Raw genomic sequence first — 23255 nt, forward strand, 5'->3', positions numbered from 1 at the left:
GGGAGGAAAGAAAGGATACCTCATATGGGATTGATCAAACTCGCGGCGCTGGGAACTCTCGCCTACGTCGGCTACAAATATTACGAGAAATCGCAGGGCGGCAGCAACGCTGCCTTCGCTACCGGCCAGTCCGGGACCGTACGCGATGCCGGCCCCCACGCCACCGCCGATGAAACCAGTCATGACTGGAGCAAGACTGACGAGGAAAGCGACGAAAGCTTCCCCGCCAGCGATCCGCCCGGAAACTACTGAACCGGCCCGGCGGCGGCGCGGGCGCAAAGCCGCGCCGCCAGCCACAGCCGGATAGCCCCCGCCAGGCCCGGGGGCGTGTCGGCAGCAATCCGCTCCACATCGATTCGCGCCACAAGCGCGCTCACCGGCACCCCCTCCTCTCGCGCGGCGTCGCGCAGCATTTCCCAGAACAGCGGTTCCAGACTGATCGAGGTCTTGTGCCCGGCAATCTCGACCGAACGCTTGGCAGGCGGATGATAGGGCGTAGCCATCCCCCACTGTAACCCGGCGCCGCCGCGCGCCCACCCGATTTTTTTGGGGTGGCTGGTCCCATGGCCGCCGCGTAGTTTCCCGCGAATGGCGCAACACTGCGGATCGCTGACCGAGAAAGAGAAGGAGACGCTTCGGCTGATCCTTCAGGGTCATGACGCAAAATCCATGGCCGTCGCGCTCGATCTGTCGGTTCACACGATCAATGAACGGCTGCGCGGCGCGCGCCGCAAGCTAGGGGTTACCAGCAGCAAGGAAGCGGCACGGCTGCTGCGCGAGCGGGAAGCCCAAACCCCCCAATTTTCTGGACCCAAGCCTTTGGGGGAAGCGGGGAGCCACGGCGATGAGCGACACAACACGGCATGGAAGGGGCGGATTCCCCGCCCTCTGATGATCGGAGTACTTCTTGCCATGTCCATCATGATAGCGGCCGCGCTGGCCTCTCTCACCCAGCCGGCGGCGCCTGCTGGCGGGCCGCAAACGGCTTCTACCGCCGCGACCTCCGCCGAATCGGACGTCACCCGCGCCGCGCGTGACTGGCTGGCGCTGGTGGATGCCGAGGAATGGCAGGCGAGCTGGGCGGCCACTGGCGCGGCATTTCGCGAGCTCAACAGCGCCGAAACCTGGGCGCGCGTTTCCAAAGATGCCCGCCCGCCGCTCGGCGCGGTCCTCTCGCGTCAGATGCTGAGCCAGGAAAGCGTGCCTGCCCCGCCCATGGGCTATGAAATGGTGAAGTTCACCACGCGATTCGCGAACCGGCCGGACGCCACCGAAACCCTTTCCCTGGTGAAGGAGGGCGATGCCTGGAAGGTGGTCGGCTACTGGATATCGTAGCGCGCCGGGTGGCGGGGTGAAGCCGAGGTGACGGCTCCGCCCCTGCCGCCGCAATCAGTACATGTGCTGCCCGCCATTGATCGACAGCGTCGATCCGGTGACGAAGCCCGCATCGTCCGACGCGAGGAAGGAGACACCGCGGGCAATCTCTTCGGCGTGGCCCAGTCGGCCGACCGGAATGCGGGCGACGATCTTCTCCAGAACGTTTTCGGGCACGGCCGCGACCATGTCGGTATCAATGTAGCCCGGGGCGATGGCGTTCACGGTGACGCCGAAGCGCGCGCCTTCCTGCGCCAGCGCCTTGGTGAAGCCATGGATGCCGCTTTTCGCAGCGGCATAGTTCACCTGGCCGTACTGCCCGGCCTGACCGTTGATGGAACCGATGTTGACGATGCGGCCCCACTGCCGGTCGCGCATTCCGGGGAAACACGCCTTGGCCATGTTGAAGCAGCCGCCCAGGTTGATGCGCATCACATCGTCCCAGTCTTCGAAGCTCATGCGCATCAGCGTGCCGTCGCGCGTGATGCCGGCGTTGTTGACCAGCACGTCCACCGGCCCGACTTCGCGCGTCACCTGCTCGCAGCCGGCCACCGCCGCAGCGTGATCGCCCACGTCCCATTTGTAGGCTGCAATGCCGGTCTCTTCCGTAAAGGCGCGCGCCTTTTCCTCGTTGCCGGCATAGTTGGCGACCACGGTCATTCCGTCCGCCTTCAAGGCCTCGCAAATGGCCCGGCCAATACCTCTTGTTCCACCAGTAACGATCGCCACGCGCGCCATGTCAGAGCCACTCCCAAACTGTATGCTTAACCACCCCGACCTTAGGACAGCAGAGGTGCGCAGCGCAAAGAAAAACCCCGCCAAAGCGGGGTTTTGCGGCGCACAATGGCGGCCGGTTCAGAAGCGGAACTGCGTACCCACGTAAACCGCCTGGCTATCCTTCTGCGCCGTATCGGCCAGCGGAGCGAGGCGATCGTGATCGCGCGAATAACGCACGCCGGCGGTGACGTTGAGATTCCGCGTGAGGCGATAGCTGCCGGCGACATCCACCGTCTGGTCCGGCCCGGCATCGAGCGAGCGCGCAGCGCCTGCGCGGCCATCATCATCCATTTCGATCCGCGCGGCGAAGCGGCTCGGCTTCTCCTTCACACCGGGCGTCGGGACAAAGGCGGCAAGATCGGGGATACTCGCATCGGACAACGGCTGCGACAGCTGCGCCTGCTTGGCAAAGTTCTGATAGCCGCGCGACAGGCCGAGGTTGTAACGCGCCGGCGCAATACGCACCGCGGCTTCGCCCGCCACCTTCTCCTTCGCCGCGTCGATCGCGCCGCGCACGGAAATGGCACGCGCCATATCGTCGCCCACGCGCACCGCCACGGTGACCGAACGGCTCGTCCGTTCCGCCACGCCGGCAGGCGTGAAGCGCAGCATATGCGGCCCCTGCCCGCCCCGTTCCGCCACCAGCGCCGCGATGCGCGGATCGGCGGAGGCCGGCGTAAGCGAAGAGAAGCTCTGTTCGACCGACAGGCCCATGGAATTGGTGAGACCGGCGAGAGCGAAGCTGGCGGTAGGAATGCCGGCAAGCACCAGCGAACCGCAAATCGCGGAGATCGCCAAGCGCTTCGTGCGCGATATGCGCTTCCTCTTCACGCGAACAGCCTCATTCGCTACCGTAACACTCCCTGCCGGGCGCCGGATCCTCTCCAGGGCAGCGCGCCGCCACCGGGGAATCGCCTGAATCGCTCAGCAGTTCCGTTCTAGGCCTGTTTCAATCCTTTTGGCCACGCCTTTATATATGGAACGCCAGCGTTTTTTGCCAGTGTTGCACCGCTTCAACAGAATCGCGCGAGTTAAGCCGCCATTCACCGCGCGCGGTCCCAACAGCAAGCGGCCCGCGCCACCTTGCCGCAGGGCCAACTGCGGCTATAGAGGCGCACGGGCAGCGCCCGCCAATGATCAACAGGACCGATAATGTCAGCAGCGACCATTCCCAGTGCCGAAGCCGGCCATTCCCTCGCCCGAAAAGCCGCCACCGGCCTGCTGCTGGGCACCGTGGTACTGGGCCTTGCGGCGTGCGGCGGGCGGGAACGTCCCAAAGCGGATATTGCGGCGGCGCAGGTGACGACGATCGGCGTCAATTCCTATCTGTGGCGCGCAAGCCTGGAAACGCTTTCCTTCATGCCGCTCACCCAGGCGGACAGCGCCGGCGGCGTGATCGTGACGGACTGGTATTCCAACCCTTCCAATCCCAATGAGCGGATGAAGGTCTCCGTCTCCATCCTCGACCAGGATCTGCGCGCCGATGCGCTGCGCGTCGCCGCCAGCCGGCAGGTGCTGCAGGGCGGCACATGGGTGGAAGCGCCGGTGCAGGCCGCCACGGTGCAGAAGCTGGAGGATGTCATCCTGACCAAGGCCCGCAACCTGCGCCGCTCGGCGATAGGCTGAACCCAGTCAGCGGGGCGCAAGCATGATTGACCATCGTTTCGATCCGTCGCAGGCCGACGGGCGCTGGCAGCGTGCCTGGGAAGAAGCGGGCAGCTTCGTGGCCGACAGCACCAGCCCGAAGCCGAAAAGCTACGTGCTGGAGATGTTCCCCTATCCCTCCGGCCGGATCCACATCGGCCATGTCCGCAATTACACCATGGGGGACGTGCTCGCCCGCTATCGGCGGATGACCGGGCACGAGGTGCTGCATCCCATGGGGTGGGACGCTTTCGGTATGCCGGCCGAAAACGCCGCGATGGAAAAGGGCGTCCACCCGGCGGGCTGGACCTATGACAACATCGCCAACATGAAGGCGCAGTTGAAGCGGCTGGGCTTCGCGCTCGACTGGACGCGGGAAATCGCCACCTGCGATCCGGCATATTACGGGCATGAGCAGGCGCTGTTCATCGCGCTGTACGAAGCCGGGCTGGTCTATCGCAAGGAAAGCGCGGTCAACTGGGATCCGGTGGACCACACCGTGCTGGCGAACGAGCAGGTGATCGACGGGCGCGGCTGGCGTTCCGGCGCGCTGGTGGAGAAGCGCAAGCTCAACCAGTGGTTCCTCAAGATCACCCATTTCGCCGAAGAGCTGCTCGACGGGCTGCACGGGCTGGAGCACTGGCCCGAGAAGGTGAAGCTGATGCAGGAAAACTGGATCGGCAAGAGCACCGGCCTGCGCCTGCGCTTCAAGGGCAGCAATTTCGACGAAGAGATCGAGGTTTACACCACGCGACCGGACACGATCTTCGGCGCCAGCTTCGTCGCCGTGGCGGCCGAGCATCCGATCGCGCGGGCGGTGGGCGACACCGACAGCGCCGCGGCCGAGTTCATCGAGCGCTGCCGCAAGGGTGGCACCACGGCCGAAGAGATCGAGACCGCGGAGAAGCTCGGCTATGACACCGGGCTGAAGGTGGTGCACCCGCTCACCGGGCAGGAACTGCCGGTGTGGATCGCCAATTTCGTGCTGATGGATTACGGCACCGGCGCGATCATGGCCGTGCCGGGCCATGACCAGCGCGATTTCGAATTCGCCACCAAATACGGCCTGCCGATCACCCGTGTGGTCGCCGCCAGCGCGGAGGATGCCCATGCCCCCTTTGCCGGAGAGGCCGAGGCAGGCGAGGGTATCCTGGTCAATTCCGGCTTCCTCGATGGGCTGGATGTCGCCACTGCCAAGCAGGCGGTGGTCACCCGCGCCGGAATGGAAGGCTGGGGCGAAGGCGAAACCGTGTGGCGCCTGCGAGACTGGGGCGTCTCGCGCCAGCGCTACTGGGGCACGCCGATTCCCTTCATCCATTGCGAAAGCTGCGGCGCGGTGCCGGTGCCCAGCGATCAATTGCCCGTCACCCTGCCGGAAGACGTGGACTTCTCCGTTCCCGGCAATCCGCTGCAGCGGCATCCGAGCTGGAAGCATGTCGCCTGCCCGCAATGCGGCAGCCCGGCCCTGCGGGAGACAGACACGCTCGACACCTTCGTTAATTCCTCATGGTATTTCCTGCGCTTCGCCAGCCAGCCGGCCGACCGGGCGTTCGACCCTGAGGAGGTCGCGAAGTGGATGCCGGTCGATCAATATATCGGCGGCATAGAACACGCTATTCTACACCTCTTGTACGCCCGTTTCTGGACCCGTGCATTGGCCCATATCGGCCTGCTGGAAGGGGCAGAACCCTTCGCCAGCCTGTTCACCCAGGGCATGGTGACGCACGAAACCTACGAACGCCGCAGCGCGCAGACGGGGCAGCCGGTGTATTTCAGCCCCGACGAGATCGACCGTGCGGCCGATGCCGCCACACTGCGGGCCGACGGTGCGCCGGTGACCATCGGCCCGGTGGTCAAGATGTCGAAATCGAAGAAGAATGTCGTCGATCCCGACATGATCGTGGCGCGCTATGGCGCCGATGCGGTGCGTTGGTTCATGCTGTCCGACAGCCCGCCGGAACGCGACCTGCCGTGGTCCGCCGCCGGCATCGAAAGCTGCGGCAAGTTCGTGCAGCGCCTGTGGCGCCTGTTCGGCCAATACGATCAGGCGGCCGAGGGGGAAGACAAGGCGCTGGCCCGCAAAACGCACCAGACGATCGCCGCCGTCGCCACCGACATTGAGGCGCTGGCCTTCAACAAGGCGGTGGCGCGCATCTATGAACTTACCAGCGCGGCCGAAAAGGCCGCCCCTTCGGCCGAGCGCAGCGCGGCGATCCGCACGATCCTGCTGCTTGTGGCCCCCATGATGCCGCATCTGGCGGAGGAAGCCTGGGCGGCGATGGGCGGCAGCGGCCTGGCGGTCGACGCGCCCTGGCCCGAGGTGGACGCGGCGCTGCTTGTAGAGGACGAGGTGACCATCGCCGTGCAGGTGAAGGGCAAGCTGCGCGACACGCTGACCGTGGCGAAGGGCCTGCCGAAGGACGAGCTGGAAGCGCTTGCGCTGGCAAGCGAGAAGGTCCAGCGTTCGCTGGATGGAGCGGAAATCCGCAAGGTGATCGTGGTGCCCGACAGGCTGGTCAATATCGTCGCATGAGGTGGCTCGCGCCCCTCGCACTGCTGCTCGCCGCCCCGCTTGGCGGCTGCGGGCTGCAGCCGATGTATGCCGGCGGCGGCAATGGTGCCGTGGCGCAGGGACTGGCGGCGGTGCAGGTGCCGCCCATCTCCGGGCGGGACGGCTGGCTGATGCGCAATGCCTTGCAGGCGCGGATGGGTGACCGCGAGGTGGACAGCCCCCGCTATCGCCTGGACGTGCGGCTGGACGACCGGCTGGAAGGCCTAGGCCTGCTGACTGACGAGACGATCGGGCGCGAACGGCGCACGCTGCGTGCCCGCTATCAGCTGGTCGATCTCGCCACCGGGGAGATCCTGCTGGATGCCTCCGCCGGGGCGGACGCCGGCATCGACGTGGTGTCCTCCGAATATGCCACCATCGCCGCCGAGCAGACCGCGCTTGAAAACCTTTCCAAGGAAGTTGCCGATCGCATCGTCACGCAATTGATGCTGACGCTGCGCGCCCAGACGTGAAGGCCACCCAGCGCGATTTCGCCGCCATGGCGCCCAAGGCGGCGAGGGGGGCGCGAATCGCCTTCTTCTGCGGGCCGGACGAAGCCGGCGCTTCGGCCGCCGCCGCGCGGATGATCGGCCTGTTGCCGGACCCAGGCGAGCGGATCGAATTTTCCGGGGCCGACCTGCGCAGCGATCCGGTGCGGCTGGGGGACGAGGCACGCTCCACCTCGCTCTTCGGCGGCACGCGGCACATCTATGTGCGCGCCAGTGGCGACGAAGCGCATGACGCGGTGAAGAACCTGCTCGACACGCTCGACATCGGCCAAGGCGAAGGCGCCTGCCCGGTGGTGATCGTGGCCACCGCCGCCACCGACAAGTCGCGCACCGCCAAACTGCTGGAAAAGCGCGGAGACGGGCTGGTCGCCATGTTCCATACGCCGGACCTGCGCAGCGTGACCGATGAAGTGCGGCGCATGGCCGACGGTGCCGGGCTGCGGCTGGACGGCGATCTGGCGGAGCGGATCGCCCGCGCCGCCGGCCTCGACGTGCGCATCGCCCAGTCCGAAGTCACCAAGCTGGCGCTCTATCTCGACGCCTCGCCCCAATCGCCCCGGCGGGCCGACGCCGAAGCGCTGGAAGCCATCGGCGCGAAGACGGAGGAAGACGGGCTGATGCCGCTGGTCAACACCGTCCTTTCCGGACAGGTGAACCGGCTGGCGGGCGAATTGCGCCGGTTCCACGAGGTATCGCTCAACGCCGTCGGCGTGCTGCTGGCGATCGAACGGCGCGCGGCGCAGCTGGCGCAGCTGACCGCCCGCCTCGGCCCCGGGGGTGACATCAATGCCCTGCTGGATGCCGAACAGAAGGCCCACCGCGTGTTCTGGCGCGACAAGCGCGACCTGACCGAGCAATTGCATCGCTGGAACGCGGGCAAGCTGGAGCGGCTGGTGCAGCGGTTGGCGGCCGCGCATCGCACTCTGCTGGCCAACAGCCAGTCCGCCGACCTGTTGCTGGCGCAGGAGCTGACGGAGATCGCGCGCTACGCCGCCGCGCGGAGGTAGCTGGCAGCCATCGCCGCTTGCCTTCGCCCGCCGGGCTTCCCACAAAGGCAGGGCATGGATCACGCCTTTTACGAGATGCCGGACGGGCGACGCATCGCCTACCGCCACACGCCGGGCAGCGGCCCCGCCCTGGTCTTCCTGCCGGGCTATATGTCAGACATGGCGGGCGGCAAGGCCACTGCCCTGTTCGACTGGGCGCGCGAACAGGGCCGCGCCTGCCTGCTGCTGGACTATTCCGGCTGCGGCGAGAGTGATGGCGAGTTCGCCGAGGGCACGCTGTCCCGCTGGCGCGATGAGGTGCTGGAGCTCGTCGAGGCCCGCACCGAAGGCAATATCGTCCTGGTCGGGTCTTCCATGGGCGGGTGGCTGATGCTCCTCGCCGGGCTCAAGCTGGTCTCGCGGCTGGCCGGGATGGTGGGCATCGCGGCGGCGCCCGATTTCACCGACTGGGGCTATGACGCCGAACAGAAGGCGAAGCTCGCCGCGGGGGAAACCGTGTTCCAGGAAAACCTCTACGGCACGGAGCCGACGCCGACGCATCCCGCCTTCTGGCAGGATGGTGAGGAGCAGCGCCTGCTCGACCGGGAAATTCCGCTCGATTGCCCGGTCCGGCTGCTGCACGGCCAGCTCGATCACGACGTGCCGCCGGCAATCTCGCTGAAGCTGGCGCAGATGCTGCGTTCAGTGGATGTGCAGATCACTCTGGTCAAAGGTGCCGGCCATCGCCTGTCGCGCGACGGCGATGTCGCGCTGCTGCTGCGCACCGTCGCCGCCATCGCCTGAACCGGACCCGCCATGTTCCTTTTCGCTGCCGCTTCGCTTCTCATTGCCCAGGCCGGGCTGCCGACGGTGGAACAGGACAGGCTGCAGCTGTGCCTGCGCGAGGCGCGCACCGATCCGGCCACGGCGATCGTCACCGCCTCCACCTGGTTGGGCGAAGCCTATGGTGTCGGGCGCAGCCTGCCGCAGCAATGCCTCGGCACCGCCTATGTCAGCCTGCTGCGCTGGCAGGCGGCCGAAAACGCCTTCCTCGCCGCGCGTTCCGCCCTGCTCGAGAGCGATCACGGCGGGCGCGCCCGTTTCGCCGGCATGGCCGGCAATGCCGCGCTGGCGGAGGGGCGTTATCAGGCGGCCCTGGACGACTTCACCCTCGCGCAAGCAGACGCGGCATCCTCGGGCGACGGCGCGCTTTCTGGCGGGATTGCCGCGGACCGCGCACGGGCGCTGGTCGGGCTGGGCCGGACCGACGACGCCGCAGCCGCCCTGCAGCAGGCGCGGGAGATGGCACCGCAGAACGGCACCGCCTGGCTTCTTTCCGCCACGCTCGCCCGGCGGCAGGGCGATCTTGCCGCCGCGCAGCAGCATATCGAAACGGCAGCCGCGCTGATGCCCGGCAGTGCCGAAGTGGGCCTGGAAGCGGGCGTGATCGCCGCGCTCGCGGGAGATGAGGAGGCGGCGCGCAAGAGCTGGCAATCCGTTCTCGCGACCGCCCCCCGCGCGCCAGAGGCTCAGGCGGCGCGCGATTACCTCGCCCAGTTGGGCACTGCCAAGGAGCCCGGCCGATGATCCCGCTGTCTATTCTCGATCTGGTGCCGGTGCGCGAAGGCGGCACGGTAGCGGAGGCGCTGCGCGATGCCGGCGACCATGCCGCTGCGGCGGAGCGTGCCGGCTATCACCGCTTCTGGGTGGCGGAACATCATGCCACACCTGGCGTCGCGGGCGGTGCCGCCGCCGTCGTGCTGGCGCATATCGGCCATTGCACGCGCACGATCCGCATCGGCTCCGGCGGGATCATGCTGCCCAACCACAACCCCTTCGTGATTGCGGAGCAGTTCGGGACGCTGGACGGGCTGTTTCCCGGACGGATCGACCTGGGCCTTGGCCGCGCCCCCGGCGCAGCCGGCATTCTCGCCCAAGCTTTGCGCAAGGATCTGCATCGCGCGGCCGAATACTTCCCGCAGGATGTGGTGGAGCTGCGCGCGCTGTTCACCGGGGATGTGGACTTGCCGATCACCGCCACGCCCGGCCGCGGCGCCGATGTGCAATTGTGGATGCTCGGCTCCAGCCTGTTCGGAGCGCAGCTCGCCGCCCGGCTGGGCCTGCCCTATGCCTTCGCCAGCCATTTCGCACCCGATCATCTGGATGCGGCGCTGGCGACCTATCGCCAGCAGTTCCGGCCTTCCGCCGCCCTGGAGCAGCCCTATGCGATGGCCGCGATGACGGTGATCGCGGCCGAGACGGACGCCGAGGCGGAATTGCTCGCCTCCTCGCAGGAACAGAGCTTTGTGCGCCTGCGCAGCGGCGATCCCGGCAAGCTGCCGCCGCCGGTGAAGGATTACCGCGCCAGCCTTCCGATGGAGGCGCAGGCCATGCTCGAACGGCTGGCCACCGCCCGTGCGGTGGGCTCCCCCGCCACGGTGCGCGATCGCATGGCCCGCTTCATCGAACGCACGCAGGCGGATGAGATCATCATCTCTGGCGCCACCTTCGATCCGGCAGCGCGCATCCGTTCGCTGGATTTGGTGATGGAAGCCCTCGGCGGACCGGATAATAAATGATAAGTCCGGCATTCGCTTTTTAACAAGGCGGTCTGAAGCGGCACGGAACGTCCCGGCATACGGGCCATTGCTTCGGCAGGATCGCGAGCGGAGAGTGAGACGATGGCGACGGCAGGCAAGCAGGGCGGCACGAGTGAGCGCGCCACCAAGATAGATGGCGAACTGGTCGCGCAGCTGCGCAATCGCATCTCCGACTCGCGGCTCCCCGGCGAGAAGCCGCTCGATCCCGCGGAATTGGCCGAAGTGGCCGATTTCCTGTTCGAAACGGCACGCCAGCGCCAGGAAGGCCACGGCAATGTGGTGATCCGCACCGCCAGCAATGGCCGGCGGACGACGCGCATCGCGATCATCAACAAGGACATGCCGTTTCTGGTCGATTCGATCGCCGCCAGCATCGCCGAGGCGGGTCTGGCGATCGACCTGCTCGTGCACCCGGTTCTGCCCGTGCGGCGCGACGCGGATGGCACCCTCAACGCCCTGCCGGCGGCGGACAGTGCGGGCGAGAAGCGCGAAAGCTGGATCTACCTGGAAACCGAACGGGTGGACGCGAAGCAGCGCCATGCGCTGGAGCGCGAGCTGGAGACGACGCTGGGCGATGTGCGCGCGGCGGTGGCCGATTGGCAGAAGATGGTCGCGCTCATGCAGGAGGATGCAGAGCGGATCGCCGATGCCGAAGGCGCGGCGCTGCTGCGCTGGCTGAGCGGCGGCCACCTCACCCAGCTGGGGCACCTCACCCGCCGCCGCGATGGCAAGCATACGCAGGCGCTGGGCCTGTGCCGCCGCGACCTGCGCGATCTGCTGGCGGAAGACAGCTATGAACGTGCCTTCGCCTGGTTCGACAGCGGAAGCGGGCGCGCACCGCTGATTATCAAGGCGAATCGCGTATCGCGCGTGCACCGCCGCGTGCCACTGGACCTGTTCATCGTGCCGGTGATCGAGGAAGGCCGTGTCGCCGCGCTCTCCATCCATGCTGGCATCTGGACCAGCGCCGCGCTGGCCACGCCGCCGGGCGAAATTCCGGTGCTGCGTGTGCAACTGGCCAATATCACCGGCCAGCTCGGCTTCGACAAGGCGAGCCACGACGGGAAAACGCTGCTCCACGCGCTCACCGTGTTGCCGCATGATCTGGTGATCGGCTTCTCCCAGGAAGATATCCTGCGGGTGGCGACCACTATGATGGCGCTGGCCGATCGCCCCCGGCCACGGCTGGCGATCGTTGCAGCCCCCTTGCAGCGCCATCTCTTCGCCTTTGTGTGGCTGCCGCGCGACATGATTTCCACCGGCACGCGGCACCGCGTGATGGACCTGCTGAAGGAATGCACCGGGGCCGAAACGCTCGACTGGAGCCTGATTGTCGAGGGCGGCAGCCTCGCAATGCTGCGCTTCGTGCTCGATTATCGCGGGCTGGAAGGCGCGCCGGACGATCGCGCGGTGGATGCCCGCCTGCAGCAGATGCTGCGCGGCTGGACCGATGCGGTGGAAGATGCGCTGGGCGAGATCGAGGAATCCGGCCGCGCCGCCGCCCTCGCCAGCCGTTATGCCGAGGCGTTCCCGACCTTCTACCGCGACACCTATGGCCCGGCGGAGGCCGCGCGCGACATCGATCGCATGCGGCATCTGGATGCGGACGATCCCGACCGCCCGCTGCGCCGCGACGCCCGGCTCTATCGGCTGGACAGCGATTCGGCCGACATGCTGCGCCTGAAGATCTATCAGCAGGGCGGCGCCATGCCCCTGTCGGACGCGGTGCCGGCGCTGGAGAACTTCGGCTTTCGCGTGCTGGCAGAAGTGCCGACCGAGCTGGGTGGCGACCACGCCGGGACGATCCACGATTTCCAGCTGGGCCTGCCCCGCGGCGACCATGCCGCCGCCTTGCTCGCGCGGGCCGAGCCCGTGGAGAAGGCGATTTGCGCCGTCATCAACGGGCGGGCGGAAGACGATGTGTTCAATCGCCTGGTCACGGGCGCCGATCTGAGCGCGGAAGAAGCGGACTGGCTGCGCGCGATCTATCGCTATCTGCGGCAGGCCAATATCGCCTTCACGATCTACACCGTGGTGGACGCGCTGCGCGGCGCGCCCGACGTTACCCGTGCACTGATCACCCTCTTCCGCGCGCTCCACGATCCGGCACTCCCGGGCGACCGCGCCGCCGGTGCGGAGCAGGCCCAGGATGCCATCCGGCAGGGCCTCGCCGGGGTTGCCGCGATCAACGACGATCGCCTGCTGCGCCTGTACTGGTCGGTCATCTCCGCCATCCTGCGCACCAATGCCTTTACCCCTGCGGCAGCCGAAGCGCTGGCGTTCAAGCTCGATTCCGCGCTGGTGCCCGGCCTGCCCAAGCCGGTGCCGTGGCGAGAGATCTGGGTTTATTCCCGCCGCGTGGAGGGCATTCACTTGCGCGCCGGCCCGGTGGCGCGCGGTGGCATCCGCTGGTCCGACCGGCGCGACGATTTCCGCACCGAAATCCTCGGCCTGATGAAGGCGCAGCGGGTCAAGAACGCGGTGATCGTGCCCACCGGGGCGAAGGGCGGCTTCTATCCCAAGCGCCTGCCAAATCCGGCGCAGGATCGCGATGCCTGGTTCACCGAAGGAACGGAGAGCTACAAGCTCTATATCCGCACGCTGCTGTCGGTTACCGACAACATCGTGAATGACCAGGTCGTGCACCCGGCGGGGATCGTGATCCGCGACGGAGAGGATCCCTATTTCGTGGTCGCGGCCGATAAGGGCACGGCCACCTTCTCCGACACCGCCAATGCCATCGCGGAAAGCGAGGACTTTTGGCTGGGCGATGCCTTCGCCAGCGGCGGCAGCCATGGCTATGACCACAAGGCGATGGGGATCACCGCGCGCGGCGCGTGGATTTCCGTGCAGCGCCACTTCCTCGAAATGGGCGTGGACGTGCAGACACAGAGCATCCGCGTGGCCGGCTGCGGCGATATGTCCGGCGACGTGTTCGGCAATGGCATGCTGCTGTCCAAGGCGATCAAGCTCGTCTTCGCCTTCGATCACCGGCACATCTTCATCGACCCCGATCCCGACCCTGAGCAGAGCTGGGAAGAACGGCGGCGGCTGTTTGAATTGCCGCGATCGAGCTGGGCGGATTATTCGGAAGCGCTGATTTCGCAAGGCGGCGGCGTGTTCGCCCGCACGATGAAGCGCATCCCCCTCTCAACGGAGGCGCGCACCGCATTGGGCGTGGATGCTGAGGATCTGGATCCCGAAACCCTCATCAGCGCGATCCTGCGCAGCCAGGTGGACCTCGTGTGGTTTGGCGGCATCGGCACCTACATCAAGGCCAGCAGCCAGACGAATGCGGAAGTCGGCGATCCCGCCAACGACGGCCTGCGCGTCAACGGCAACGAGCTCCGCGCGAAGGTCGTGGGCGAAGGGGCCAATCTCGGTGTGACACAGGCCGGGCGGATCGAATTCGCGCTGAACGGCGGGCGCATCAACACCGATTTCATCGACAATTCGGCCGGCGTCGATTGTTCCGACAACGAAGTGAACATCAAGATCGCCCTCGCCGCCGCACGACGGAACGGCCGCCTGTCAGAGGAAGGCCGCAACGAACTGTTGGTGGAGATGACCGATGAGGTCGCCGCGCTGGTGCTGGAGGACAACCGACTGCAGGCCCTCGCCCTGTCCATAGCGGAGATGGGCGGTGCCGACGCGGTTGCGGCGCAGGCGCGCCTGATCGAGACGCTGGAGGATCTGGGAGAGCTGGATCGCAAGACCGAGGGGCTGGCGGACAGCGAAGTGCTGAACCGCCGCGCAACCGACGGAAAGGGACTGACCCGGCCCGAACTCGCCGTGCTGCTTTCCACCGCCAAGCTGGTGCTGCAGGACGCCATCGAGCAAAGCGATCTGGCAGCCGACAAGGCAGCGGAACCGCTGCTGCTGGAAGACTTCCCGCCGCAATTGCAGGAGGCCCACCGTCAGGCCCTGCTGGAGCATCGGCTGCGCAACGAGATCGTCGCCACCTCGGTCGCCAACCGGATTGTGAACCGCATGGGGCTGGTCCATCCCTTCGAACTGGCGGAGGAAGAGGGCGCGAGCCTGAGCCAGATTGCCGCTTCCTTCGTGGCGGCGAGCGAGATGCTGGGGATGGACCGCGTGTGGGCGGCGATCGATACGGCGGACATGCCGGAAACCGCGCGGCTGCTGCTGTTCGATCAGGCGGCGTTGGCCCTGCGCGGCCATATGGCGGACCTGCTGCGCGCGGGCGGCGCAACGCTTCCCCCGTCGGCGGTGGTCGGCGAGGTAGAGCAGGGCATTTCGCAGCTGATGGCCAATGTCGATGATCTGCTGGCGGCGGAAGCGCGCGATCATTCCACCGCCATTGCCAGCCGGCTGATGGACGCGGGCGCGCCGAAGGAAATGGCCGGCATGGTTGCCGGGCTGTTCTCGATCGATGGCGCTATCGGCCTGTCGCGTCTCGCGGGTCAGACGCGCATTCCGCCGGTCCGGCTGGCCAATGCCTTCATCCGCCTGGGCGAACGGCTGGGGCTGGACTGGGCGCAGTACAAGGCTGCGGTGATGAATCCCTCCGACCCTTGGGAACGGCTGCTTGTGGCGGGGCTCGCCCGCGATTTCCAGCAGATGCGGTTCGAATTCCTGCATCGCCTGCCGGAGAACAAGCCGGTAGGCGAGGATCCCGTGATGGCGGTGGAGGAGTGGCTGCAGGAGCATGAGCAGGCGATCGGCAAGTTCCGAGCGATGATCGCGCGGGCACAAGGTTCCACTCGGCTGGCCCCGGCCATGCTGGCACAGATCGCCAGCCAGGCGCGCAATCTCCTGCAGCGTTGAGCCCCGCGGCACAGGCTTCGGCTTGACTGCGAGCCGCAGGGCTGGAAACGCTGAAGCATGATGCATGCAGATGTGGTGATCGTGGGGACGGGGCATGGCGGCGCACAGGCCGCCATTTCCCTGCGCCAGCTTGGTTTCGAAGGCTCGATCCTGATGATCGGGCGCGACAGTTCTCCGCCCTACGAGCGCCCGCCCCTGTCCAAGGAATATCTCTCGGGCGAGAAGGCGTTCGAACGCATCCTGATTCGGCCGGAGAAATTCTGGCAGGACAAGCAGGTCGACCTGATGCTGGGCGTGAATGTCTCCCGGCTCGATCCGGCCGCGCATGAACTGAGCATCAGCGGGGGCGAGCCCGTAACCTATGGCTCGCTGATCTGGGCCGGCGGCGGGGACGCGCGGCGGCTCGACTGCCCCGGCGGCTATCTCGACGGCGTCCACGCCGTGCGCGATAAGCCGGACGCGGACCGACTGATGGCCGAACTGGCAGGCGGTGCCAAGCGGGTGGTGGTGATCGGCGGCGGCTATATCGGTCTGGAAGCGGCGGCCGTGCTCGCCAAGCGCGGCTGTTCGGTCACACTGGTGGAAATGCAGGACCGGCTGCTCAGCCGCGTCGCCGGGGAAGACCTGTCCCGCTTCTACGAGGCGGAGCACCGCGCACATGGCGTCGATGTGCGCCTGGGCACCGGGGTCGAGTGCCTGGTGGCGGACGGCGACCGCGTAGCCGGCGTCACCCTGACGAGCGGCGAGACAATTCCCTGCGAGATGGTGGTCGTGGGCATCGGCATCGTCCCGTCGATCGGGCCGCTGATCGGCGCCGGGGCGGCGGGCGCGAATGGCGTGGACGTGGACGAATATTGCCGCACCAGCCTGTCCGACGTTTACGCGATCGGGGACTGTGCCGCCCACGCCAATCCCTATGCCGATGGCGCGGTGATCCGGCTGGAAAGCGTGCAGAACGCGCATGACATGGCCACCACCGCCGCCCGCGCGATCTGCGGCGATCCGCAACCCTATGATGCGCTGCCCTGGTTCTGGTCGAACCAGTACGACCTCAAGCTGCAGACCGTCGGCCTCAGCATGGGGCATGACACCACGGTGCTGCGCGGCGATCCCGCCAGCCGCAGCTTTTCCGTGATCTACCTGAAGGAAGGCCGCGTGATCGCGCTGGACTGCGTGAATGCGGTGAAAGACTATGTGCAGGGGCGCAAGCTGGTGGAGGCGCGGGCGAGCATAGCGCCCGAACTGCTGCTCGACACCGAAACCCCGCTCAAGGCGATGCTGTAAGCCGCGCGAGCGCCCAGCCCGCTGCTTCCGCTACCACCGGATCGGGGTCCGCCAGCAGCGCCTCCACGGGGGCTGCGAGGGCTGAATTGCCGCTGTTGCCGGCAGCGATCAGGCAATTGCGCACGAAGCGATCCCGGCCGATCCGCTTGATCGGGGAGCCGGAGAACAGGGCCCGAAAACCGGCATCGTCCAGCGCGAGCAACTCGGCCAGTCGCGGTGCGACGAGCTCCGCCCGCGGGTCCAGTGCCTTGTGCCGGGCCGCCGTCTGGGCGAACTTGTTCCACGGGCAGGCGGCCAGGCAATCGTCGCAGCCATAGATGCGATTGCCGATCGCTTCCCGGAATTCCTCCGGGATGGGGCCGCGGTGTTCGATGGTGAGGTAGGAAATGCACCGCCGCGCATCGAGCCGGTACGGCTCCGGGAAGGCGTCGGTGGGGCAGGCCGTCTGGCAGGCCGTGCAATTGCCGCAGCGGTCCGCATGCGGCTCGTCCGGGCGGAAAGGCAAGGTGGTGTAGATGGCGCCCAGGAACAGCCAGTTGCCATGCGCGCGACTCACGACATTGGTATGCTTCCCCTGCCAGCCGAGCCCCGCCGCCTGCCCCAGCGGCTTTTCCATCACCGGCGCCGTATCGACGAAGACCTTCAAGCGTACTTCAAGCCCCAGCTTCTCCCCTTCGGCCACCAGCCAGCGCGCCAGCGCCTTCAGCGCCTTCTTCAGCACATCATGATAATCCCGCCCCTGCGCATAGACGGAGATGCGCGCCCGCTCCGCATCGCCGTCCAGCGCCAGCGGATCGACATCGGGCGCATAGCTCATGCCCAGCGCCAGCACGCTCCGCGCCTCGGGCCACATGGCCTGCGGGCCGTGCCGCACATCGGCGCGGTCTTCCATCCAGCCCATCTCGCCATGCATGCCGGCGTCGAGCCATTCGCGCAGCCGTGCCTCGCGCACGGGATCGTTCGTGGCCGGCGCAAAGCCCACCGCCGCGAAGCCCAGCGCCTGCGCCTGCTCCAGCAGGCGCAGGCGTAAATCGTCCAGAGTCGCGGGATCAGCCACCTTTCGGGTTGCTCCCTGTTACCGGGCTCCGGTATCGCATGTGCATGGAGCAGGCGCTAGGCGAAGCCGGCATGGCAGACAATGGCAGGGCGCCGCGGCGGTCATCGCTGGCGATCGAGGCGCGCGGGCTGGTCAAACGGTTCGACGGGACACTGGCGGTCGATGGGGTCGACCTATCCGTCCCCGAAGGCGCGATCTACGGCATCCTCGGCCCCAATGGCGCGGGCAAGACCACGACGCTGCGCATGCTGCTGGGCATCATCGACCCTGATGCGGGCACGCGCCGCGTGCTGGGCGAGGCGAACCCGCGCGAAGTGGCGCGCCTGATCGGCTACCTGCCGGAAGAGCGCGGGCTCTATCCGGCGATGAAAACCTATGACGCCATCGCCTTCATGGGCGCCCTGCGCGGCCTGCCGCTGGAAGAAGGGCGGCGGCGCGGGCGCGAACTGATGGAGCAGCATGGCTTGGGCTATGCGGTGGAGCGCCAGATCCGCCAGCTTTCGAAGGGCATGGCGCAAACCGTGCAGTTGCTCGGCACGCTGGTTCACGATCCCCGGCTGGTGGTGCTGGATGAACCCTTCTCCGGCCTCGATGCCATCAACCAGGGCAAGCTGGAGCGGCTGATTCGCTCGCTGGCCGACAAGGGGACCACCGTCATCTTCTCCACCCATGTCATCGCCCATGCGGAGCGGCTGTGCGAACAGGTGGCGATCATCGCCGGCGGGAAGGTGCCCTTCGCGGGGGCGGTGGACGTGGCGCGCGATCGCATTCCGGCACAGGTGCGGCTGGAGACCAAGCGCCGCGAAGGCGGGTGGACCCGTATCCTTCCGCCCGACACGCGGCAGGAGGGGGCCTTCTGGTATTTTCCCCTGCCGGAAAGCGGCGTGGAGCCGCTGTTGCGCGCCCTGATCGACGGCGAAGCGGGCATTCTTTCCCTCTCCATCGAGCGGGCCGGCCTGCACGATGCCTTCGTCGCCATCGCCGGCGAAGCGGCGGCCCGAGCGCTCGAAGCGGGTCCGGAAAGCGAGGCGGCGCCATGAACGGCGCACGGCGGCTTTCCATGGTGCAGGCGGCACTCGTGGTCGCGCGGCGGGACTTTGGCGCGATCCTGTTCAGCCGTGCCTTCTTCTTCTTTCTGCTCGGCCCCCTGTTCCCGGTGCTGGTGGGCGGCCTTGCCGGCTCCATCGGGCAGCGGGTGGAAAGCCGCGCCGCGCCGCCCGAGATCGGCATCGCCATGCAGGCGGGCGATGTCGACACTCTGCTGGCGGCACATGCCGCACTGGCGCGCGAACTCGGGCCCAATCTTCCCGAGATGACGGCCCTGAAAAGGCTCAAGCCCGGCGAAACCTTCGATGCCCGGGCGGTGCTCGAAGCGGGCACCGGCAGTCTGGCGGCCGTCGTCACGGGTACGCCGGCGCATCCGGTGCTCACTGCCACGGCGGAGCGGCTGGAGTTCTGGCGCGGCCCGGTGTCGCTCGTGGCCGCCACCGCAACCCAAGGCATCCCTGCCGCCTATCCGCAGGTGACGCTGAACGAGGTGAAGACCAGCGGCGCGAGCGAGACGCGCGCCCGCCTCCGCACCGCACAAGCCGGGCAGTTGATCCTGTTCCTGCTGATCATGCTGCTGGCCGGCATGGTCCTCTCCAACCTGGTCGAGGAGAAGGCGAACAAGGTGATCGAGATCCTCGCCGCGGCCATCCCGATGGACGCTGTGTTCCTTGGCAAGCTCTTCGCTATGCTGGCGGTGTCGCTGGTGGGCATCGCCGTGTGGGGCTCGGTGATCGGCGGGCTGATATTCGTGTCCGACGCGGGAGGGCAGAGCCTGGGACCGATCGACCTGCAGAACCTGCCGGCACCGGGGGTCGGCTGGCCGATGTTCTTCCTGCTTGGCGTCATCTATTTCGCCATGGGCTATCTGCTGCTGGGTTCCGTATTCCTCGCGATCGGTTCGCTGGCCTCCACTGTCCGCGAAGTGCAGACCCTCTCCATGCCCGTCACCATGATGCAGGTCCTGCTGTTCTTCTTCGCCAATCTCGCCATGTCGCAGCCGGGTGAACCGATCGAATGGGTGGCGATCGCCTTTCCCTTCAGTTCGCCCTTCGCCATGCTCGCTCGTGCGGCGCAGAGCGAAGCGCTGTGGCCGCATTTCGTCGCACTGGCGTGGCAATTGTTGTGGGTGACGATCTTCATCCGCGCCGGCGCGGCGCTGTTCCGCACACGCGTGATGAAATCCGGACCGCAGGGCGTGAAGCGCAGCCGCGGCCTGCAATCCCTGATCGCTACTGCGTTCAGGCCTGGTTCTGACAGGAGCAGCTAGGAGATCACCATGTCACGACTCACCAGCACCCGCCGCAGCGCGCTGGCCTGGCTCGGCGCAGGCATCGCGGTCCCCGCCCTCGCGGCGTGCGGATCGCCGGCCGCGGCGAAGAGCTTCCCCCTTTCCCTCAGCGAAGACGCCTGGCGCAAGAAGCTGACGAAGGCGCAGTTTTCCGTGCTGCGGGAGGAAGCGACCGAGCGTCCCTATTCCTCCCCGCTCAATGACGAGCATCGCAAGGGCACCTTCCTGTGCGCAGGCTGCGACCATCCGCTGTTTTCCAGCGCCACGAAGTTCGACAGCGGCACGGGCTGGCCCAGCTTCTACCAGCCGCTCAAGGGTGCGGTGGGCACCTCCACCGACTACAAGCTCGCCTATCCGCGCAAGGAAGTGCATTGCGCCAATTGCGGCGGACACCTCGGCCATGTCTTCAATGACGGGCCGAAGCCCACGGGCCTGCGCTATTGCATGAACGGCGTGGCGATGAAGTTCCGCCCCGCCTGAGGCAGGCCGAGGCCTTCCTCAGGCATTCAGCTGCAGCGCAGCCGTCAGTCGGGCCAGTTCACCGAATTGGAACGTATCCTCGAAGATCAGCCCATACTGCTGCGGTCCCCGCCAGCGGACCTTTGCGGCGATCGTGGGCAGGCCGCGCGCCGACAGGCGCAGGCGCTGGTCGATGGAAAGATGTTCGCTGCAGCTCACCAGGGCGCCCTGCTGCGAGATGTTGTGCATCCGCGCTGTGAGGGTGCGTTCGCCCATCTGAAGCATCACCGGGACTTCGAGGTTCACGCGAATCGAACGCTTGCTGAAGCGGCTGGGGCTGCCGATAATCCGTTCGATGTCCACCGGATCGGCAAAGCGGAAGCCGGCCTTGTCGGGCTCTTCCCACACGCGCTCCAGCCGGTGGCGATCGCCGTTCGACATCTCCAGCGTCAATTCGCAGTCGGCGGGGAGCGGGCAGAACAGCCGCACGCTCACACCGGTCTCGGACACGTCCCGCACCACGCACAGGTACTCGCCCGCATCGCAGGTGAGCTTCGCCGCCCGAATCAGCAAGGTGAAGCGGGGAGCTGCGCGCTGCTCGGCCTCGCTGCCGCTCACCGCGGCAGCTCCGCTCGTCATTTCTTGCCGCGATACGTCGGACATGTGTCCTCCGACAGTTGAATTGCAGTCACCGGGCCGGAACCTCAAAGCTAAGCGCGCAGACTATACCCAAATCTGGCATATCCATGCCTGCCAATGCCTAATTTCGTGTTAAAACCCACAGTTTTGTACGTCATCCGAAGCGGAAGCCGTGTGGCCCAAGCCTGCCGCGGGAATTGACCGGCCGGCGACCCTGCTCATTTCTGTAATGCGCAAGGCTCCCAGCCCCCTCATCCGCCAACTCCCGCAGGATCTGGCGGCGTTCGCCGCTCTGCGGCCGGGCGAGGCTGGCGCGCAGCAGGTCTTCCACCACGATCGGGCGCTCGACCGCGGCACCGAACCGGTCATGCCGGGTCCACACGACCCGGGCATGGATCGTGAAGCTGCCACAGCGCACTTCAACACGTTCACCCGGCTCCAGCGCGTGGCGGCACAGGCCCACGATGCCGTGCGTCGAAACATTGCCGATGGTCATATCGCACCAGTCGCCGCGGCTCTTGAGCCGCGCACCCAGCCAAACAGTCTGCCGCTTCTCGCGTGACGGATACACCGACATGCGCATCTCCCCCTCTTAGGTCGCGGGCAATTATGACCGGGGGCGGAGAACACTCCATTGCCTGGGGGATAGGGAATCCTGCCCAAGCAGAAATCCTGAGGGGGGATAAGGGGATGGACGCTGGTGCGGGCGGCGGGACTCGAACCCGCACGAGCAAAGCTCAGGGGATTTTAAGTCCCCGGCGTCTACCATTCCGCCACGCCCGCCAGTGCCGCCCTGCTAGCGCGAGGCAGCACGGCTGACCAGTAAGAGCGGCAGACGAAAGAAAGGATTGGGGGCCACACGGCAGGCAATCCCCACCTTAGTGGCCCCCGTTAAACATCAGAACCCGGCGCTGAGCGAGAACACCACCTGCGCATCGGCGATGCTCGAGCCGTCCTTGGTGGAAGAGAAGTTCGGCAGCAGATAGGCCGATTCCGCGCGCGAGATGCTCGTGTCCACATAGCTGACGCCCAGCGTCAACGGCCCGACCGCCACATCGGCGCCCAGCGACCAGTCAAAGTAGTCGCCCGTGGGCGCGACGCTGGTGCCATTGGGGCCGAGCCCCGGATTGCCGTCGGAATAGCCGAGGTGCGCCTTCAGCGTCAGCGGCGTGTTCGGCAGGCCGGCGCTGGCGTCGGTCCACAGATAGAGGTTGTCCTCTTTCTGCCCGTTGCTCTGCGGCGTGTTGGAGACATTGGCGAGCGCCTCCTGCTTTGGCGCATAGGCCACGCCAACCAGCATGTTGGCCGGGCCGAACTGCCCCGACAGCTTGGCGAAGAGCTCCGCGAAGTCGGTCGTGTCCGCGCCGCCCGGATACATGAACCAGGTCAGGCCCACATCCGCAGTCACGCCGTCCGCGACCTCAACGGCATAGCCGCCGAAGATATCGAGTTCCATGTTGGAGCCGCCGAACGTGCCCCAGCCGGAGAGGTTGGAAGCCCAGGTGCCGACATACAGTCCGCTGTCGTGGCCCACGGTGATGCCGCCCTGGATCGCCGCTTCCTTGTCGGTCTGGGAGACACCGCGGAAGCGATAATCGCTGACAAGGGCCACGGAACCGGAAACGGAAAGAGACTCCGCGGCATCCTGTGCCATGGCAGGCGATGCGGCGAGAAGGCCAGCAAGGCCTGCGAGATAACGGATTTTCATAGTGGAACGCCCTCACTTATGTGGTTTCGCGTTCCATCCTGCGGTCGCCACCCCGCAGCCGCTCCATGGCAGCTCCGTATCGCAACGACAGCAGGGAAATAGCCCGGCGATTTTTCCGGGCTGCTTCTGGATTGTTACGAAGTATTTCTGAGCTGTTCGGAAGGGCGTCGTGTGGCGGGCGGGCCACAGTGCGCCTCGCTGCCGAGTTTTTCCTCCCGCTCCGCGGCAGGCGTTACTCCGCCGCGGCGTTCAGCCGTTCGCGGATTTCCTTGCCCGGCTTGAAGTAGGGCACCCGCTTGGACGGCACATCCACCGCTTCGCCCGTGCGCGGGTTGCGGCCGGTGCGGCCGTCGCGCTCGCGCGTGGAGAAAGTGCCGAAACCGCGCAGTTCCACCCGCCCGCCATCGGCGAGGCGTGCGGCGATCTCGTCGAAGAAGATATCGACGACCTGTTCGATTTCTTCGGGGCGCAGCTCGGGATTATCCGTGGCGAGCGCTTGCAGGAGTTCGGACCTGATCATCGTCATCCCTTTACGCGGCCA

At 66.8% G+C, this 23255-nt stretch carries 22 protein-coding genes and 1 tRNA gene; 14 read left to right on the forward strand and 9 right to left on the reverse strand.

Translation table 11 applies throughout. The annotated features are described in order from the left end of the window. Positions 1-24 precede the first annotated feature (24 nt). Entirely contained in the window at positions 25-252 is a 228-nt protein-coding gene (locus AEB_RS01785) for a hypothetical protein (RefSeq protein WP_119081629.1), read from the forward strand. On the opposite strand, the gene AEB_RS01790 is transcribed toward AEB_RS01785, so the two are convergent. Beyond that, the gene (locus AEB_RS01790) at positions 246-503 is read right to left on the reverse strand and encodes a ribbon-helix-helix domain-containing protein (protein ID WP_119081631.1); all 258 of its coding nucleotides are present in this window, start codon (positions 501-503) and stop codon (positions 246-248) included. The genes AEB_RS01785 and AEB_RS01790 overlap by 7 nt on opposite strands. An 85-nt stretch (positions 504-588) precedes the next feature. Between AEB_RS01790 and AEB_RS01795 the strand changes: the two genes are divergently transcribed. After that, entirely contained in the window at positions 589-1335 is a 747-nt protein-coding gene (locus AEB_RS01795) for a helix-turn-helix domain-containing protein (protein ID WP_119081632.1), read from the forward strand. 54 nt (positions 1336-1389) lie between these two features. Here AEB_RS01795 and phbB read toward each other — a convergent pair whose 3' ends face one another. After that, positions 1390-2112: an acetoacetyl-CoA reductase gene (phbB, locus tag AEB_RS01800; RefSeq protein WP_119081634.1), complete on the reverse strand. Its 723-nt coding sequence runs from the start codon at positions 2110-2112 to the stop codon at positions 1390-1392. 117 nt (positions 2113-2229) lie between these two features. Continuing rightward, positions 2230-2982, reverse strand: coding sequence for a hypothetical protein (locus AEB_RS01805; RefSeq protein ID WP_145985254.1), 753 nt, complete (start codon positions 2980-2982; stop codon positions 2230-2232). Between the two features lie 321 nt (positions 2983-3303). On the opposite strand from AEB_RS01805, the gene AEB_RS01810 reads away from it, so the two are divergent. The 9 genes from AEB_RS01810 to AEB_RS01850 all read left to right on the forward strand — a co-directional run bounded on the left by AEB_RS01810 (position 3304) and on the right by AEB_RS01850 (position 16513). After that, positions 3304-3777: a DUF3576 domain-containing protein gene (locus AEB_RS01810; protein ID WP_119081637.1), complete on the forward strand. Its 474-nt coding sequence runs from the start codon at positions 3304-3306 to the stop codon at positions 3775-3777. 22 nt (positions 3778-3799) lie between these two features. Beyond that, on the forward strand, positions 3800-6328 hold the full coding sequence (leuS, locus tag AEB_RS01815; protein ID WP_172592977.1) for a leucine--tRNA ligase: 2529 nt from the start codon (positions 3800-3802) through the stop codon (positions 6326-6328). Beyond that, a complete protein-coding gene (gene lptE, locus AEB_RS01820; protein WP_119081638.1) occupies positions 6325-6819 on the forward strand; it encodes an LPS assembly lipoprotein LptE in 495 nt (164 codons plus the stop codon). The genes leuS and lptE overlap by 4 nt, the downstream gene beginning before the upstream one ends. Continuing rightward, on the forward strand, positions 6816-7862 hold the full coding sequence (gene holA, locus AEB_RS01825) for a DNA polymerase III subunit delta (protein WP_119081639.1): 1047 nt from the start codon (positions 6816-6818) through the stop codon (positions 7860-7862). The genes lptE and holA overlap by 4 nt, the downstream gene beginning before the upstream one ends. A gap of 54 nt (positions 7863-7916) precedes the next feature. After that, entirely contained in the window at positions 7917-8645 is a 729-nt protein-coding gene (locus AEB_RS01830; protein ID WP_119081640.1) for an alpha/beta hydrolase, read from the forward strand. A 12-nt stretch (positions 8646-8657) separates the two neighbouring features. Further along, positions 8658-9428: a tetratricopeptide repeat protein gene (locus AEB_RS01835; RefSeq protein WP_119081641.1), complete on the forward strand. Its 771-nt coding sequence runs from the start codon at positions 8658-8660 to the stop codon at positions 9426-9428. Next, the gene (locus tag AEB_RS01840; protein WP_119081642.1) at positions 9425-10420 is read left to right on the forward strand and encodes an LLM class flavin-dependent oxidoreductase; all 996 of its coding nucleotides are present in this window, start codon (positions 9425-9427) and stop codon (positions 10418-10420) included. The genes AEB_RS01835 and AEB_RS01840 overlap by 4 nt, the downstream gene beginning before the upstream one ends. A gap of 102 nt (positions 10421-10522) precedes the next feature. After that, the gene (locus AEB_RS01845; RefSeq protein ID WP_119081643.1) at positions 10523-15229 is read left to right on the forward strand and encodes an NAD-glutamate dehydrogenase; all 4707 of its coding nucleotides are present in this window, start codon (positions 10523-10525) and stop codon (positions 15227-15229) included. 57 nt (positions 15230-15286) lie between these two features. Continuing rightward, positions 15287-16513, forward strand: a complete 1227-nt coding sequence (locus tag AEB_RS01850) for an NAD(P)/FAD-dependent oxidoreductase (protein WP_119081644.1) — start codon at positions 15287-15289, stop codon at positions 16511-16513. Here the strand turns inward: AEB_RS01850 and queG are convergent. Beyond that, on the reverse strand, positions 16497-17570 hold the full coding sequence (queG, locus tag AEB_RS01855) for a tRNA epoxyqueuosine(34) reductase QueG (RefSeq protein WP_119081645.1): 1074 nt from the start codon (positions 17568-17570) through the stop codon (positions 16497-16499). The two genes, AEB_RS01850 and queG, sit on opposite strands and share 17 nt — an antisense overlap. Before the next feature lie 71 nt (positions 17571-17641). Between queG and AEB_RS01860 the strand changes: the two genes are divergently transcribed. Genes AEB_RS01860 through msrB form a run of 3 tightly spaced genes read left to right on the forward strand, consistent with a single transcriptional unit; the run spans position 17642 to position 20388 of the window. Further along, a complete protein-coding gene (locus tag AEB_RS01860) occupies positions 17642-18610 on the forward strand; it encodes an ABC transporter ATP-binding protein (protein ID WP_231958858.1) in 969 nt (322 codons plus the stop codon). After that, positions 18607-19887 carry an ABC transporter permease gene (locus AEB_RS01865; protein ID WP_119081646.1) on the forward strand — a complete coding sequence of 427 codons (1281 nt, stop codon included), beginning with the start codon at positions 18607-18609 and terminating at the stop codon, positions 19885-19887. The genes AEB_RS01860 and AEB_RS01865 overlap by 4 nt, the downstream gene beginning before the upstream one ends. A 9-nt stretch (positions 19888-19896) precedes the next feature. Beyond that, entirely contained in the window at positions 19897-20388 is a 492-nt protein-coding gene (msrB, locus tag AEB_RS01870; RefSeq protein WP_119081647.1) for a peptide-methionine (R)-S-oxide reductase MsrB, read from the forward strand. Between the two features lie 18 nt (positions 20389-20406). Here the strand turns inward: msrB and AEB_RS01875 are convergent, their stop codons facing one another. The 5 genes from AEB_RS01875 to AEB_RS01895 all read right to left on the reverse strand — a co-directional run bounded on the left by AEB_RS01875 (position 20407) and on the right by AEB_RS01895 (position 23234). Continuing rightward, entirely contained in the window at positions 20407-21030 is a 624-nt protein-coding gene (locus tag AEB_RS01875; RefSeq protein ID WP_231958859.1) for a PilZ domain-containing protein, read from the reverse strand. Positions 21031-21160: 130 nt separating this feature from the next. After that, positions 21161-21583 carry a hypothetical protein gene (locus AEB_RS01880; protein ID WP_119081648.1) on the reverse strand — a complete coding sequence of 141 codons (423 nt, stop codon included), beginning with the start codon at positions 21581-21583 and terminating at the stop codon, positions 21161-21163. 121 nt (positions 21584-21704) lie between these two features. Then, positions 21705-21789: transfer RNA gene (locus tag AEB_RS01885), tRNA-Leu, on the reverse strand. A gap of 115 nt (positions 21790-21904) precedes the next feature. After that, a complete protein-coding gene (locus AEB_RS01890; protein WP_119081649.1) occupies positions 21905-22714 on the reverse strand; it encodes a TorF family putative porin in 810 nt (269 codons plus the stop codon). Between the two features lie 232 nt (positions 22715-22946). After that, a complete protein-coding gene (locus tag AEB_RS01895) occupies positions 22947-23234 on the reverse strand; it encodes an integration host factor subunit beta (protein WP_119084397.1) in 288 nt (95 codons plus the stop codon). Positions 23235-23255 lie beyond the last annotated feature (21 nt).

This window comes from Altererythrobacter sp. B11, assembly GCF_003569745.1.
Taxonomy (GTDB): domain Bacteria; phylum Pseudomonadota; class Alphaproteobacteria; order Sphingomonadales; family Sphingomonadaceae; genus Croceibacterium_C.